Source organism: Nitrosomonas sp. Nm132 (genome assembly GCF_900100485.1).
In the GTDB taxonomy this organism is placed as follows: Bacteria; Pseudomonadota; Gammaproteobacteria; order Burkholderiales; family Nitrosomonadaceae; genus Nitrosomonas.
Genome location: NZ_FNDH01000048.1, coordinates 1 through 14,520, shown reverse-complemented (window position 1 = coordinate 14,520; position 14,520 = coordinate 1). Strand labels below are relative to the sequence as shown.

General features: G+C 37.3%; 29 protein-coding genes and 1 pseudogene. All 30 read right to left on the bottom strand.

The window, feature by feature from the left end; genetic code table 11:
• Positions 1-208: 208 nt before the first annotated feature.
• Positions 209-604: a 50S ribosomal protein L17 gene (gene rplQ / locus BLP80_RS12695; protein ID WP_090543806.1), complete on the bottom strand. Its 396-nt coding sequence runs from the start codon at positions 602-604 to the stop codon at positions 209-211.
• Positions 594-1,595 (bottom strand): DNA-directed RNA polymerase subunit alpha, encoded by a 1,002-nt coding sequence (rpoA, locus tag BLP80_RS12690; protein WP_090543804.1) that lies wholly within the window; start codon positions 1,593-1,595, stop codon positions 594-596. The genes rplQ and rpoA overlap by 11 nt, the downstream gene beginning before the upstream one ends.
• Before the next feature lie 33 nt (positions 1,596-1,628).
• Positions 1,629-2,255 carry a 30S ribosomal protein S4 gene (gene rpsD, locus BLP80_RS12685; RefSeq protein ID WP_090543802.1) on the bottom strand — a complete coding sequence of 209 codons (627 nt, stop codon included), beginning with the start codon at positions 2,253-2,255 and terminating at the stop codon, positions 1,629-1,631.
• 12 nt (positions 2,256-2,267) lie between these two features.
• Positions 2,268-2,657: a 30S ribosomal protein S11 gene (gene rpsK / locus BLP80_RS12680; protein WP_090543800.1), complete on the bottom strand. Its 390-nt coding sequence runs from the start codon at positions 2,655-2,657 to the stop codon at positions 2,268-2,270.
• 33 nt (positions 2,658-2,690) lie between these two features.
• Positions 2,691-3,050 carry a 30S ribosomal protein S13 gene (rpsM, locus tag BLP80_RS12675; protein ID WP_090543798.1) on the bottom strand — a complete coding sequence of 120 codons (360 nt, stop codon included), beginning with the start codon at positions 3,048-3,050 and terminating at the stop codon, positions 2,691-2,693.
• Between the two features lie 40 nt (positions 3,051-3,090).
• The gene (rpmJ, locus tag BLP80_RS12670; RefSeq protein WP_090543796.1) at positions 3,091-3,204 is read right to left on the bottom strand and encodes a 50S ribosomal protein L36; all 114 of its coding nucleotides are present in this window, start codon (positions 3,202-3,204) and stop codon (positions 3,091-3,093) included.
• Positions 3,205-3,257: 53 nt separating this feature from the next.
• Positions 3,258-3,476 (bottom strand): translation initiation factor IF-1, encoded by a 219-nt coding sequence (infA, locus tag BLP80_RS12665; RefSeq protein ID WP_090543793.1) that lies wholly within the window; start codon positions 3,474-3,476, stop codon positions 3,258-3,260.
• A 15-nt stretch (positions 3,477-3,491) separates the two neighbouring features.
• Positions 3,492-4,814, bottom strand: coding sequence for a preprotein translocase subunit SecY (gene secY / locus BLP80_RS12660; protein WP_090543791.1), 1,323 nt, complete (start codon positions 4,812-4,814; stop codon positions 3,492-3,494).
• A gap of 14 nt (positions 4,815-4,828) precedes the next feature.
• Entirely contained in the window at positions 4,829-5,260 is a 432-nt protein-coding gene (rplO, locus tag BLP80_RS12655; protein ID WP_090543789.1) for a 50S ribosomal protein L15, read from the bottom strand.
• A gap of 3 nt (positions 5,261-5,263) precedes the next feature.
• Positions 5,264-5,452, bottom strand: coding sequence for a 50S ribosomal protein L30 (gene rpmD / locus BLP80_RS12650; protein ID WP_090543787.1), 189 nt, complete (start codon positions 5,450-5,452; stop codon positions 5,264-5,266).
• Positions 5,449-5,988, bottom strand: coding sequence for a 30S ribosomal protein S5 (gene rpsE / locus BLP80_RS12645; RefSeq protein WP_090543785.1), 540 nt, complete (start codon positions 5,986-5,988; stop codon positions 5,449-5,451). The genes rpmD and rpsE overlap by 4 nt, the downstream gene beginning before the upstream one ends.
• A gap of 14 nt (positions 5,989-6,002) precedes the next feature.
• Complete coding sequence (gene rplR, locus BLP80_RS12640; protein WP_090543783.1) at positions 6,003-6,359, bottom strand: 50S ribosomal protein L18; 357 nt, start codon at positions 6,357-6,359, stop codon at positions 6,003-6,005.
• A gap of 16 nt (positions 6,360-6,375) precedes the next feature.
• On the bottom strand, positions 6,376-6,912 hold the full coding sequence (rplF, locus tag BLP80_RS12635; RefSeq protein ID WP_090543781.1) for a 50S ribosomal protein L6: 537 nt from the start codon (positions 6,910-6,912) through the stop codon (positions 6,376-6,378).
• A gap of 12 nt (positions 6,913-6,924) precedes the next feature.
• Entirely contained in the window at positions 6,925-7,320 is a 396-nt protein-coding gene (gene rpsH / locus BLP80_RS12630) for a 30S ribosomal protein S8 (protein ID WP_090543779.1), read from the bottom strand.
• Between the two features lie 78 nt (positions 7,321-7,398).
• Positions 7,399-7,704 carry a 30S ribosomal protein S14 gene (gene rpsN, locus BLP80_RS12625; RefSeq protein ID WP_090543777.1) on the bottom strand — a complete coding sequence of 102 codons (306 nt, stop codon included), beginning with the start codon at positions 7,702-7,704 and terminating at the stop codon, positions 7,399-7,401.
• Positions 7,705-7,711: 7 nt separating this feature from the next.
• Positions 7,712-8,251, bottom strand: coding sequence for a 50S ribosomal protein L5 (gene rplE / locus BLP80_RS12620; RefSeq protein WP_090543775.1), 540 nt, complete (start codon positions 8,249-8,251; stop codon positions 7,712-7,714).
• A 20-nt stretch (positions 8,252-8,271) separates the two neighbouring features.
• Positions 8,272-8,589 carry a 50S ribosomal protein L24 gene (rplX, locus tag BLP80_RS12615; protein WP_090543774.1) on the bottom strand — a complete coding sequence of 106 codons (318 nt, stop codon included), beginning with the start codon at positions 8,587-8,589 and terminating at the stop codon, positions 8,272-8,274.
• A gap of 18 nt (positions 8,590-8,607) precedes the next feature.
• The gene (gene rplN, locus BLP80_RS12610; protein WP_090543772.1) at positions 8,608-8,976 is read right to left on the bottom strand and encodes a 50S ribosomal protein L14; all 369 of its coding nucleotides are present in this window, start codon (positions 8,974-8,976) and stop codon (positions 8,608-8,610) included.
• Positions 8,977-9,139: 163 nt separating this feature from the next.
• Positions 9,140-9,394: a 30S ribosomal protein S17 gene (gene rpsQ, locus BLP80_RS12605; protein ID WP_090543770.1), complete on the bottom strand. Its 255-nt coding sequence runs from the start codon at positions 9,392-9,394 to the stop codon at positions 9,140-9,142.
• Positions 9,391-9,585, bottom strand: a complete 195-nt coding sequence (rpmC, locus tag BLP80_RS12600) for a 50S ribosomal protein L29 (protein WP_090543768.1) — start codon at positions 9,583-9,585, stop codon at positions 9,391-9,393. The genes rpsQ and rpmC overlap by 4 nt, the downstream gene beginning before the upstream one ends.
• 4 nt (positions 9,586-9,589) lie before the next feature.
• Positions 9,590-10,006 (bottom strand): 50S ribosomal protein L16, encoded by a 417-nt coding sequence (rplP, locus tag BLP80_RS12595; protein ID WP_090543766.1) that lies wholly within the window; start codon positions 10,004-10,006, stop codon positions 9,590-9,592.
• Between the two features lie 84 nt (positions 10,007-10,090).
• A complete protein-coding gene (gene rpsC, locus BLP80_RS12590) occupies positions 10,091-10,816 on the bottom strand; it encodes a 30S ribosomal protein S3 (protein WP_090543764.1) in 726 nt (241 codons plus the stop codon).
• A gap of 33 nt (positions 10,817-10,849) precedes the next feature.
• Complete coding sequence (gene rplV / locus BLP80_RS12585; RefSeq protein WP_090543762.1) at positions 10,850-11,179, bottom strand: 50S ribosomal protein L22; 330 nt, start codon at positions 11,177-11,179, stop codon at positions 10,850-10,852.
• A gap of 11 nt (positions 11,180-11,190) precedes the next feature.
• Entirely contained in the window at positions 11,191-11,475 is a 285-nt protein-coding gene (gene rpsS / locus BLP80_RS12580; protein WP_090543760.1) for a 30S ribosomal protein S19, read from the bottom strand.
• A 5-nt stretch (positions 11,476-11,480) separates the two neighbouring features.
• Positions 11,481-12,314, bottom strand: a complete 834-nt coding sequence (gene rplB / locus BLP80_RS12575; RefSeq protein ID WP_090543758.1) for a 50S ribosomal protein L2 — start codon at positions 12,312-12,314, stop codon at positions 11,481-11,483.
• Positions 12,314-12,649 (bottom strand): 50S ribosomal protein L23, encoded by a 336-nt coding sequence (rplW, locus tag BLP80_RS12570; RefSeq protein WP_090543756.1) that lies wholly within the window; start codon positions 12,647-12,649, stop codon positions 12,314-12,316. The genes rplB and rplW overlap by 1 nt, the downstream gene beginning before the upstream one ends.
• Positions 12,646-13,263 (bottom strand): 50S ribosomal protein L4, encoded by a 618-nt coding sequence (rplD, locus tag BLP80_RS12565; protein ID WP_090543754.1) that lies wholly within the window; start codon positions 13,261-13,263, stop codon positions 12,646-12,648. Before rplD ends, rplW begins: the two co-directional genes overlap by 4 nt.
• A gap of 58 nt (positions 13,264-13,321) precedes the next feature.
• Positions 13,322-13,975, bottom strand: coding sequence for a 50S ribosomal protein L3 (gene rplC, locus BLP80_RS12560; protein WP_090543752.1), 654 nt, complete (start codon positions 13,973-13,975; stop codon positions 13,322-13,324).
• 71 nt (positions 13,976-14,046) lie between these two features.
• The gene (rpsJ, locus tag BLP80_RS12555; RefSeq protein WP_074905456.1) at positions 14,047-14,355 is read right to left on the bottom strand and encodes a 30S ribosomal protein S10; all 309 of its coding nucleotides are present in this window, start codon (positions 14,353-14,355) and stop codon (positions 14,047-14,049) included.
• A gap of 69 nt (positions 14,356-14,424) precedes the next feature.
• Positions 14,425-14,520, bottom strand: a pseudogene (locus BLP80_RS12550) (elongation factor Tu); the annotation flags it as partial.

Sequence of the window (14,520 nt, the reverse complement as noted above, 5' to 3'; positions counted from 1 at the left end):
ATGTATTTCTTTGCCATTGGCCCACTTCCATTCTACGTTGAAGCTCGAGAGTATGGGGAGCTTTAGCCGACATTTCAAGAATGACTGAGTACTAGAATCCGCCTTTCATTTAATTACTCATCCAAAGTATGAGCGCTCTATCCTAATAAGAATATTCAAGATATAAACTCTCCAATTCTTTTCATCAAACTCAAATCAAATAGTAGTCCTAATCATTTCTCTGATTAGTTAATGAATTATCTTCATGAGAGCGGTCAACAAGCTCAACTATTGCCATAGGTGCATTATCACCCTTTCTATACCCATATTTCAGAATTTTTAGATAACCTCCATTACGAAGTTTGTAACGAGGGCCAAAATCTGAAAATAGCTTCATAACCATTTCCCGATCACGCAAACGATCGAAAGCTATTCTTTTATTTATAACACTAGGATCTTTTCCTATAGTAATGAGTGGTTCAACAACTCGTCGCAATTCTTTTGCCTTAGGCAAAGTAGTTTTTATAATTTCATGACGGAGTAGTGCATTAGTCATATTGCGAAACATTGCTAATCTATGACTACTTGTACGATTTAATTTTCTTAAACCATTTCTATGACGCATGGCCAGTTTCCTTTCCTTGATTATCAAGATTAGCCGGCGGCCAATTTTCTAATTTCATTCCTAAAGATAAATCTCGTGCAGCCAGAACTTCTTTAATTTCATTGAGTGACTTTCTTCCTAAATTTGGGGTTCTTAATAATTCAGCTTCTGTGCGTTGAATCAAATCACCAATGTAATAAATATTTTCAACTTTTAAACAGTTAGCTGAACGTACGGTTAACTCCAAATCATCAACAGGGCGTAATAGTATAGGGTCTATTTGCGGCACCTTAGGTTGCTCTTTAAGAAGAGGTGTAGTTTCGAGTTCGGCAAAAACAGACAGTTGATCTACCAATACTCTTGCCGCGTAGCGTATCGCTTCTTCTGGGTCTACAGATCCATTGGTTTCAATATCAATTACCAATTTATCTAAATCAGTTCGTTGTTCAACGCGAGCATTCTCAACAGTATAACTAATTTTTCTTATTGGACTAAAAGAGGCATCCAATAAAATACTTCCAACTTGACTATCCTTATCCTCAGTTCTTCGTAAAGTTGCAGGAACATACCCCCGCCCTTTTTCAACTATAATCTGCATATCTATCTTTCCACCTTTTACTATATGCGCTATAACATGATTAGGGTTGATTATTTCCACATCATGGGTACTTTCAATATCAGCAGCCGTAACAACACCATCAATATGCTTCTTTAATATCAATGTTGATTTAGTATTGTTATGAAGTTTAAATACTATATTTTTTAGATTTAATAGTATATCAATAACATCTTCCTGAATTCCTTCAAGCGCCGAATATTCATGAACAATACCCGCTATACGAACTTCCGTCGCCGCAGTGCCGGGCATAGAGGATAACAGTACTCTTCGTAATGCATTACCTAATGTATAACCATATCCTCGTTCAAATGGCTCCATTATAACCCTAGCTTGAACCGGAGTTATATTTTGCACCTCTATTATTCTAGGTATAAGATACGGACTACTTGACATATAAAAATCCTTAACAAGAAAGACAATATCCAATTATTTTGAGTATAACTCAACTATCAAAGATTCATTGATAGTTGATGACAATTCAGATCTTTCTGGTTTCATTTTATATTTTCCTTTCATGGCCTTAACATCAACATCTAGCCATGCAGGAAATCCACGCTGCTCTGCAGTTTCAAGAGCAGATTTAATTTTAATGTGGTTTTTTGCTTTATCAGTAACCTCAATAATATCACCAGGCAGAACTTGATAAGAAGGTATATTAACTCGTCTCCCATTCACTAAAATACAATTGTGCCTAACAACCTGCCTTGATTCTGATCTAGATGATCCAAATCCCATGTGATACGCGATATTGTCCAACCTACTCTCCAGTAGTTGCAACAAATTTTCGCCAGTTACTCCACGCTTTTTATCAGCTATTCTGTAAATTATTCTAAATTGACGCTCAAGTAAGCCATAAATTCGACGCACTTTCTGCTTTTCTCTTAACTGCAAGCCGTAATCAGATATTCTACTCTTTTTCTGACCGTGCTGCCCAGGAGCATAATTTCTCCTTTCAATTCCACACTTACTTGAGAAGCATTTATCGCCTTTCAAGAATAATTTTTCTCCCTCTCGACGGCATTGCCGACACTTTGGTTCAAGATTTCTAGCCACTAAATAATCCTCTCAAATTCGACGTTTTTTTGGTGGTCGACATCCATTATGCGGTACAGGAGTAACATCGGATATGCTAGTTATTTTGAATCCTGCTGCATTTAATGATCTTACCGCGGAATCTCTGCCTGGCCCAGGTCCTTTAATACGAACTTCTAAATTTTTTATTCCATATTCATGAGCAATCTTACTAGCTTGTTCAGCTGCAATTTGAGCAGCGAAAGGTGTACTTTTACGTGATCCCTTAAATCCAGCACCACCCGAGGTTGCCCATGACAGCGCATTACCTTGTCTATCCGAAATCGTAACTATTGTATTATTAAATGACGCATGTATGTGCGCTATCCCTTCAACAATATTTTTTTTGATTTTTTTTCGCAATCTTTGTTGAGTCTTTGCCATTAATCCTTACCTTATATTTACATTTTAAATCGTTTATCGAATATTAGCAGATTTTCGGGGACCCTTTCTTGTTCTAGCGTTAGTTCTAGTACGCTGACCTCTTACTGGCAAACCTCTTCTATGACGCAATCCTCGGTAACATCCCAGATCCATTAATCTTTTAATATTCATTGATATCTCACGCCTCAAATCTCCCTCAACTGTATATTTGGAAATTTTCTCACGCAGTTGATCTAATTGATCTTCTGATATATCTTTTAGTTTAATGAATTCAGCAATCCCTAATTCATTGCATATTTTTTTTGATGTTGAATTGCCGATCCCATATATTGCTGTTAAGGCAATTCTCACATGCTGATTATTAGGTATATTAACTCCGGCTATACGCGCCATTTGCTCACCTTGAAATTATTTATTAACCAATACTAAATCATTAGCCTTGTCGTTGCTTATGTCTTGGATCTACACAAACAACCCTTAAAACTCTATGGCGTCTAATTATTTTACAATTCCTGCATATTCTCTTTACAGAAGCGTGTACTTTCAATTGATTGTCCTTTATTTGAATATAGGTAATTTTTCTTACGTAGAGTTCTTAGCTTATTTAGTTCTAAAAGTTATTCTGGCCTTAGTTAAGTCATAAGGTGTTAAATCAACAGTTACTTTATCACCAGGTAAGATACGTATGTAATTCATACGCATTTTTCCTGATATATGTCCTAGAACAATATGACCATTTTCAAGTTTTACTTTAAATGTAGCATTTGGCAATGTTTCAAGTACCTCACCCTGCATTTGAATCGTTTCTTCTTTTGCCATTATTATTGCAACACTCTATTTTGAGATATTAAGATTATTTTTGAAATTAGTTTTCTTAAGCAAACTTTCATATTGAGTTGACATAACATGTGATTGAACTTGCGCCATAAAATCCATAGTTACAACGACTATTATAAGCAAAGAAGTACCACCAAAATAGAAAGGCACGTTCCATTTCAAAATCAGGAACTCAGGCAATAGACAAACCAAGGTAACATAAATTGACCCAGCTAAAGTGAGTCGAAGCATGATACGCTCAATAAATCGAGTTGTTTGCTCTCCTGGTCGAATACCCGGTATAAAAGCACCACTCTTTTTTAGATTATCTGCCGTTTCTTTTGGATTAAAAACTAGTGCAGTATAAAAAAAACAAAAAAATACAATCATAGCAGCATACAGCATTACATACATTGGCTGACCAGGAGAAAGTGCACCACTGATATCTTTTAACCACGTCATTGACTGATCAGTCGAGAGCCAACCAGCTATCGTAGCGGGGAACAGAATAATACTAGAAGCGAAGATAGGCGGTATTACACCAGACATATTCAATTTCAAGGGAAGGTGCGAACTCTGTCCGCCAAATACCTGTTTTCCCACTTGACGCTTAGCATAGTTAACTAATATTTTCCTTTGTCCTCGCTCAACAAAAACCACAAATCCAGTTACACAAATTATCGCTATAAATATACCTAAGGCGATAAGAAAATTCATTGCGCCTGTTCGAACTAACTCAAGAGTTCCACCTATAGCAGCAGGCAAACCAGCCGCTATTCCAGCAAAAATGATAAGTGATATCCCGTTACCTATGCCACGCTCAGTAATTTGCTCTCCAAGCCACATCAAAAAAATAGTCCCGGTTACTAATGTAACAACTGTTGTTACAATAAAAAGAGTACCTGGATCTATTACTAATCCAGGTTGCGCTAGTAATGCCATTGATATTCCATAACTTTGAATTAATGCTAATGCCACCGTCCCATAGCGAGTATATTGTGTTATTTTTCTTCTTCCAGATTCACCTTCTTTTTTTAGTGCCTCAAGATATGGAATTGCTACACTTCCTAACTGCATTATAATTGATGCCGAAATATATGGCATTATGCCTAATGCAAATATTGAAAAGCGCGATAACGCTCCCCCAGAAAACATATTAAACATGCCCAATATGCCTCCTTCCTGCGTATCGAATAGATTCTTTAAAACAACCGGATCTATACCAGGCACGGGTACATGCGCACCAATTCGGTAAACTATTAGCGCAAATAACAAAAACCACAGCCTACGTTTTAGATCCGAATATCTATTCACACTTTTATTAAATTTATTTGCAACCAATCCAATTCCTTTATTTATTCAACAGTACCGCCAGCATTAACAATAGCCCTTCTTGCATTCTTTGATATTGTTAATCCTTTTATCATTAAAGCCGTTTTAATTTCTTTATCGTATAAAACTTTTACAGATCGCACGGATTTAGAGATTACTCCAGTTTTCTTTAAATCTTCAATACCATCAATTTTTTCAAACGTATCAGAAATTAAAGAGAGTCTGATTTCTTTAACTAGTCTATTGCAAGGGGATTTAAATCCACGTTTTGGCAAGCGTCGATGTAAAGGCATTTGGCCGCCCTCAAAACCAATTTTATGAAAGCCACCTGCTCTGGATTTCTGTCCTTTATGGCCACGTCCGGCAGTCTTACCATTTCCCGAACCAATACCTCTACCCACTCTTTTTCGAGATTTTTTAGAGTCTTCGTTAGATTTTATGTTATTTAAATACATTTGCTACTCAACCTTAACCATATATGCAACTTTATTTAGCATACCCCGAAGCGAGGGACTATCTTGCAATATCGCAATACTGTTAATCTTCTTCAATCCTAATCCTACAACGATTCGACGATGAGAGTCTTTTTTTCCAATCAGACTCTTAATTAATCTCACACTCAAATTCTTATTATCATTTTCTGTCATTTCGATCTTCCTGTTATTTCCTCTAGATTTTTATTTCTTTTGGAAGCTATCATTGAAGGCGTGCGTATAGACTCGAGCCCCTGTATAGTAGCTCGGATAACATTATACGGATTAGTTGATCCAATGCATTTAGCAAGTATGTTACTTATACCCATAACTTCAAAAATCGCTCTCATCGGGCCACCTGCAATTATACCGGTTCCCTCAGAAGCAGGCTGCATATAAACTTTAGCGGCCCCATGCTTACCAACCACGGCATGTTGAAGTGTGCCATTTTTCAAGTCAATTTTCACCATTTTACGGCGGGCTTCATCCATAGCTTTTTGTACGGCAACGGGGACCTCTCTTGATTTCCCTTTCCCCATCCCAATTCTACCGTTACCATCTCCCACAACAGTCAATGCTGCAAAAGCTAGGATACGACCGCCTTTCACAACTTTAGTGACACGATTAATTGAAACCATTTTTTCTTTAAGATCATCGGCTTGGTTCTCATTTGCCGAGGAAATATTTTGCAATTTTGAAGCTCTAGACATTAAGATTCCTCATCTCAAAATTTGATACCACCATTTCGAGCACCCTCAGCTAATGCTCTAACTCTACCATGATACTTATATCCAGATCGATCGAAAGCTATAGTATCAATACCAAGCTCTTTAGATTTTTCAGCTAATCTTTGACCAATATATTCAGCAGCTTTTACTGTACCACCATTTGGTATTTTATTTCTAACTTCGCTCTCAAGTGTTGATGCGCTAACCAGCACCTTATTATTACTGTCATCTATTATTTGTGCATATATATGCTTATTACTGCGATGTACTGATAGCCGGTAAGCTTTAAGCAATGCTATTTTAGCTCGTGTTTCACGTGCTCGACGCAGACGGGATAGCTTAAGGGTTTTCATGTTTTTTTACTATATATTATTTTTTCTTGGTTTCTTTAAGCGTTATAACTTCATCAGAATAACGCACTCCTTTACCTTTGTACGGCTCTGGACGACGAAATGAACGTATTTCAGCCGCAATCTGCCCTACCTGCTGCTTATTAATTCCTTTAATCACAACCTCAGTTTGTGTTGGTGTTTCAACAGTGATTCCACTAGGCATTTTATAAGCAATTGGATGCGAAAAACCGAGACTCATGTTTAATGTATTACCAGCTGCCTGAGCACGATATCCCACACCAATAATATTTAATCGTTTTTCAAAACCGGCAGTTACTCCAGCTATCATGTTGTTAATTAAAGATCGCATCGTTCCTGACAATGAATGCGCATGTTTGGTAGAATTTGTTGAATTAACAAGCAATGTATTATTTTCACTAGATATCTTAATATGCTCATTAGATATCTCTTGCTGCAACGAACCTAACGGACCCGTAATAACAATTTCACTATTAGATATTGTGACATTCACATCACTCGGCACTTGAATTGGTTTTTTACTGATTCGCGACATTTCATTTACCCCTTAAGCAACAGTACATAGAACCTCGCCACCCACACGGTTCAGTCGTGCTTTTTGTTCAGTCATCACACCTTTCGAAGTTGATATAATTGCAATTCCTAGACCATTCATTACCTGCGGCAATTCGCTACAAGATTTATATACTCTTAATCCAGGACGGCTAATTTTAGATATTTTTTCTATTACAGGATATCCATTGTAGTATTTTAGCTTGATTTCCAAATTTGTTTTTCCTTTATCTACACCTATTTGAAAATCTTCAATATAACCTTCTTCTTTAAGCACCTGGGCGATAGCTTTTTTTAATCGAGAGGAACTCATGAGCACTGAGGATTTTTGAGATAATTGCCCATTTCTTATGCGGGTTAACATATCAGCTATCGGATCCGTTAGACTCATAATTTACACCTATCAAAACCTTCTTGAATTTATCTTAAAATTTATATTAATTGTGTTTTTCAATTACAAAGATAATACTTACCAACTCGCCTTCGTGATTCCTGGAATTTGTCCACTCATAGCAAGCTCTCTTAATTTACTTCGCCCCAAACCGAACTTTCGATAATAACCCCTAGCTCTTCCAGTCAGCTCACATCTGTTTCGCAATCTTGTTAAGCTAGAATCTCTTGGCAGCATTTGCAATTTCTTTCTAGCCTCATCCTTTTCCTGATAACTTGCTTCATTATCATTTATGATGAGTGTTAAGGATTTCCTAACACTCAAGTATTTTTTTACGATTTCTTGCCTTTTTAAATTTCTATTAATAATTGCCTTTTTAGCCATCCTAGTCTCAACTTTTAAATGGAAATTTGAAAGCCGCAAGCAATGCCTTTGCTTCCAAGTCAGTCTTTGCCGTAGTCGTAAGAGTAATATTCATTCCTCTCAGTGCATCAATTTTTTCATATTCAATTTCAGGAAAGATAATCTGCTCTTTAATTCCCATGTTATAATTTCCTCTGCCATCAAACCCCTTACCTGAAATTCCACGGAAATCCCTGATTCTAGGAATAGCAACATTGATTAATCTATCTAAAAATTCGAACATTCTTTTACCACGTAGAGTAACCATACATCCTATAGGATAGCCAACTCTTACTTTAAAAGCCGCGATGGATTTCCTCGCTTTTGTTGTTATAGGCTTCTGACCGCTAATGCTTTCAAGATCATTGAGAGCATTTTCAATTTTTTTCTTATCCGATGTAGCGTCGCCCACACCAATATTAAGCGTTATTTTGGTGATCCGCGGCACTTCCATAACTGATTTATAATTAAATTGAAGCATTAGCTCTTGCTTCACAGTTTGATTATAAAATTCCTGTAGTCTGGCCATTTATTCTATATGTCCCCTTATTAAGCGCCAATCAGATCGTTATTAGATTTAAAAATACGTATTTTAATGTTATTATCGTTAAATCTATAACCAACTCTATCAGCTTTTTTAGTTATAGGATTATAGATCGAAACATTTGACACATGTATGGGCTTTTCAAACTCAGATATACCACCCACTATACCCTTTGATGGATTGGGTTTTACATGCTTTTTCGTCTTATTTAACCCTTGAATTACTACGTAGCTATCGGTCTCATAACGAAGCACTACACCTCGCTTACCTTTATCTTTTCCGCAGCAGATTATAACCTCATCACCTTTCTTTATTTTCTTCATATTAATACCTGAATACTTTCATATTACTTCGGGCGCTAGTGATACTATCTTCATAAACCGCGATGTCCGCAGCTCTCTTGTAACCGGACCAAAAATACGTGTTCCGATAGGCTCTAGCTTTGCATTTAGAATTACCGCAGCATTCCCATCAAATTTGATCAACGATCCATCAGATCTCCGAACTCCCTTTGCTGTACGAACAACAACTGCATTATAAACCTCACCTTTTTTTACTCTCCCGCGAGGCGCCGCATCTTTAACAGCAACTTTGATGACATCACCTATACCTGCATATTGTCGCTTAGATCCTCCCAGCACTTTAATACACATTACGGATCGAGCGCCTGTGTTGTCAGCAACATTAAGAATTGTCTGAGGTTGAATCATTGTGTCTTAATCCATATAGAATAAGTAAAAAAAACAGTTTGAAATCTTTTTTAATTTAGCATCATCTCGATTTGTAATCGCGCTGCTTATCTTCAAGATAATTTAATAACTTTTTTGTATTTAAATACTGCTTTATATTTGAACTTGATTTAGCAAACTTCCTTTAATTAACACTCAACAATTTGATTGCCCGCCATGCTTTTGTTTTGGATACAGGCCTTGTTTCTTGTATTAATACAATATTACCTAAATTAAATTGATCATTTTCATCGTGGGCATGAATTTTTTTTGAACGTGTAATAGTTTTTCCATAAAGAGGATGTTTTATTTTTCGTTCAACTAATACTGTTATTGTTTTACTCATTTTATCACTTACTACTCTGCCGATGAGTGTATTTGGCTTATTATTTATACTCATAACATTTTAATTCTTTGATTAAGTTCTGTTCTAATCCTAGCAATATCTCGCCGAACATTTCGTAATTGAGATACATTTTCAAGCTGTTGTGTAGCATGTCTAATCCGTAAATTAAAATGGCTTCTTAATAATGACATTAATTCTGTTTTTAATTCATCATAATTTTTTTTCTTTAGCTCATTTGTTTTCATTACTTTAATTTCCTATATGCCGGACTATAAAGAGTGTTCTTATTGGCAATTTAGCTGCAGCAAGCTTAAATGCTTCCCTTGCCAATTGCTCATCAACCCCATCCATTTCATATAGCATTTTTCCCGGCCTTATTTCAGATACGTAATATTCAGGATTACCTTTTCCTTTTCCCATCCTAACTTCAGCAGGTTTTTGAGAAACAGGCTTATCAGGAAATATCCTGATCCAAATTCTTCCCCCTCGCTTTATATGCCTTGTCATAGCCCTACGTGCCGCCTCAATCTGTCGAGCCGTTATACGCCCTCGGCCTACAGCCTTCAATCCGTATTCCCCAAAGCTTATTTTATTGCCACAAGTAGCTATTCCAGTATTTCGCCCCTTATGCTGTTTGCGATATTTAGTTCTTGCTGGTTGAAGCATTTTATTTCTTAATCCTTAATTAATTAAAAATATCGTATATTCTAGCCAGAAGAGATTTATAAATTAAAGCCATATAAGTTACGTTCAAGAAGCTATTTCTTGATTAATTTTATTCGTACGTTTTTTATTTTCCTCTGCTACTAACGGATATGGGCTGCTTATATTTAGATCCCTATTTCTAGTTTCGAGCTGCTCCCCTTTAAATACCCAAACTTTTATTCCAATAATTCCATAAGTTGTTCTAGCTTCAGAAGTTGCATAATCAAGATCTGCTCGCAATGTATGTAGCGGCACTCGCCCCTCCCGATACCATTCTGTTCGTGCTATCTCAATGCCATTTAGCCGTCCTGAACTCATAATCTTAATGCCATTCGCCCCCAGCCTCATCGCATTTTGTATTGCTCTTTTCATTGCCCTTCTAAACATAATTCTTTTTTCTAATTGCTGAGCAATGTTATCGGCAATCAATTGAGCATCAATCTCTGGTTTTCGTATTTCTTCAATATTTATATGAACAGGGATACGAATCATCTTCTCCAGATCTTTCCTCAGAATCTCAATATCTTCACCTTTCTTACCTATTACAATTCCGGGCCGCGAACTAAATATAGTTATTCGTGCATTCTTAGATGGTCGCTCAATCACTATCTGTCCGACAGAAGCGTGTGCCAACTTTTTTTGTAGATATTCTCGCACCTTAATATCTTCGTTCAATAGCTTTGAGAAAGCTCTTCCATGCGCAAACCACTTTGACGACCAATTCTTTAGTACAGAAAGACGAAATCCTGTTGGGTTTATTTTTTGTCCCATAATTTATAGGCAAGCTCTTTTATTTATTAAATATTAATCACTAACTGTTAATAAAATACGACATGTAGGTTTTACTATTCTATTGCCACGACCTTTCGCACGAGTGCTTAAGCGCTTTAAAGATGCCCCGCGATCGACCAATATCTGAGAAATGCGCAATTCGTCAATATCTGCACCTTCATTATGCTCAGCATTTGCTATAGCTGATTCCAGAATTTTTAATATAATCGCAGATCCCTTTTTTGGACTAAAAGTTAATAACTCAATTGCTTTCGTAACTTGTAATCCTCTGATTTGATCTGCCACTAAGCGACCTTTTTGTGCAGATAGACGTATACTGGGCAATACTGCTGTTGCTTGCATAATTTGTGTTCCTATTTTCTAGACCCGGCTGCTTTTTTATCGCCTGAGTGGCCTTTGAAGGTGCGAGTGAGTGAAAACTCTCCTAATTTATGTCCCACCATATTCTCAGTAATATATATTGGTATATGCTGCCTGCCATTATGCACAGCAATAGTTAAGCCAATAAAATCAGGAACGATCGTTGATCGTCGAGACCACGTCTTAATTGGCTTTTTGTCATTGTTTGTTCGAGCAACGAGTATTTTGTTATAAAGACTTACATCAACAAACGGACCTTTTTTTACAGAACGCCCCATAAACCTTAACCCTTCTTAGAATATCGATGACGTACAATCATGTTATCTGTACGCTTGTTTCTTCTAGTACGAAATCCTTTAGTAGGCAATCCCCAAGGACTCACCGGATGTCTACCTGCCGCAGTCTTACCTTCTCCACCACCATGTGGATGGTCTATTGGATTCATTGCCACACCACGAACTGTTGGTCTAATGCCACGCCATCGCCGTGCTCCAGCTTTTCCTATCGATATCAAGCTCTGTTCATCGTTTCCTACAACACCGATTGTAGCCCTACAATCTATATGTATTTTACGTATTTCTCCAGAGCGTAATCGAATTTGCGTATAGCTACCCTCACGAGCAAGTAACTGAGCAGATGCCCCTGCAGACCGAGCCAGCTGAGCACCCTTTCCAGGTTGTAACTCAATACAATGCACTGTACTACCTATCGGTATATGTCGCAACTGCATTGCATTCCCAGTTTTAATTGGAGCTTTTACTCCGCTTATCAATTTATTGCCAACCTCAATATCTTTAGGAGCAATAATGTAGCGTCTTTCTCCATCTACGTAACACAGCAATGCTATGTTTGCACTACGATTAGGATCGTACTCTATTCTTTCTACATTTGCGAGAATGCCATCTTTATTACGACGAAAGTCTATAATTCGGTAATTCCTTTTATGCCCACCGCCTTTATGACGAAGAGTGATGCGTCCACTATTATTACGTCCCGCAGTATTTTGCTTTTTTTCAACCAGCCCAGAATAAGGTTTACCTTTATGCAAATCTTTATTTACAATCCTAATTACAGCGCGTCGACCAGGAGAAGTTGGTCTAACTTTTTCTAAAGTCATTACTTATCCTCTCCTTGTATGAGTTCTGAAAAATTGATTTCCTGTCCTTTTTTGATGCCCACATATGCTTTTTTCCAATTTGCTCGCTTCCCTAAGTTTCGACCAAATCTTTTCTCTTTCCCTTTAACATTTGATATTTGCACCTTGGTAACTTCAATTTTTTGAGATTTCCACAGATACTCAATAGCAGCTTTAATCTCAACTTTATCAGCACTAGGAAGCACACGAAAAACTATTTGGTTATTCTTTTCAGCAATCAATGTGGCTTTTTCAGATATTTGAGGTGCTAGAATAATTTGTAGCGCTCTTTCATGATTGATACTACGCGATCTCATTTTAGCAATTCCTCAATTTTTGTTGCCGCTCCACGGCTAATTAGAACATGGTTATGCTTTAATAAGCTTATTGGATCTATGTGCGATACATCAATAACACCTACCATTGGAACATTTCTTGATGATAAATAAAGATTATTATCAATCTCTTCTGTAATAATCAGCACATTCGTTAAATCTAGAGTCCGCAGTTTGTTTATAAACTCCTTTGTTTTTGGAGTATTAACAACAAATTCCTCTATTAAGTGCAATCTATTTTCACTTAGCAAACGGGAAAGAATCGTGCATATCCCTACTCGATACATTTTTCTATTCACTTTATGAGCAAAATTCTCTTGCGGGCTACTGGGAAAGATCCTCCCCCCCCCTCTCCACAAGGGATTGGAAGCAGCGCCTACTCTAGCCCTACCTGTTCCCTTTTGCCTCCAAAGCTTATGCGTAGATTTCGTGATATCTGATCGGCCTTTCTGAGCACGTGTACCACGCCTCGCATTCGACATATATGCTGTTACAATTTGATGAACCAGTGTTTCATTGTAATCTCTTCCAAAAACTGACGCAGAAATTGATATTTCACTAGTCGTCCCATCAAAACCGATACATTTAGCTTCCACTGCTGGCCCCTATTCCTTCACGATTTATTTATTTTTACTGCAAAAAATATATAATCTCTTATTTAACTCTTGGCTTACTCTTGATGCCAGTTCGCAGTAATATTATTGACTCTTTGGCTCCTGGCACAGCACCTTTCACATGAATTAACTCTCTATCAACATCTATACGCAAAATCTCAAGATTCTGAATTGTACATTTCTCGCCGCCAAGTCTTCCGGACATTTTCTTTCCTGGAAAAACTCGCCCTGGATCCTGCGCCATACCAATCGAACCGGGAACATTATGTGATTTTGAATTTCCATGACTCGCCCTGTTTGATGAGAAATTATGCCTTTTAATTGTTCCAGAAAAACCCTTACCAATGCTTTTGCTGGTCACATCAACAATCTGACCGACATGAAACATGTCTAACCCTAATCTCATTCCCGCTTTAAACTCATTTAATTCTTCCGGGTTCACACGAAACTCTTTGATAACACGCCCAGCCTCTACTCCAGCATTTGCAAAGTGCCCCTGAATCGGTTTAATTAATCGATTAGCATGTTGCTTTCCATATGTTACCTGTATCGCATCATACCCATCAGTCTCAACTTTTTTAATTTGAGTAACTCGATTATTCGATACTTCCAACACCGTTACAGGCAAACTATCTCCATTATCAGTAAAAATCCTAGTCATCCCTATTTTTTTACCGATCAAACCTATATTCATCAATCTATTCCTTTGCTGAGATCTTTATTGGAAAGCTAGCACTAGCACCATTTTCAATATTTCTTATAGTTCTACAACTTAATCTCTACATCAACGCCCGCAGGCAAATCAAGCTTCATCAACGCATCTACTGTTTTATCAGTTGGATCTAATATATCCATTAAACGTAGATGAGTACGAATTTCAAATTGATCCCGTGATGTTTTGTTCACATGCGGAGAACGCAACACATCAAAGCGCTCAATGCGCGTCGGCAGTGGAACTGGCCCTCTAACAACCGCGCCTGTACGCTTTGCTGTTTCTACAATTTCCATTGCTGATTTATCTATCAATCGGTAGTCAAATGCTTTCAAGCGGATACGTATTTTCTGATTTTGCATATTAATCCTGGGATAAGTAGGTCATATTCAGATTCCTGAATTAGATCATTATCTTAGTTACCAATAATTCTACTCAATAATTTTAGCTACGACACCAGCCCCAACAGTTCTACCACCCTCACGAATTGCAAAACGCAACCCCTCCTCCATCGCAATTGGTGCAAT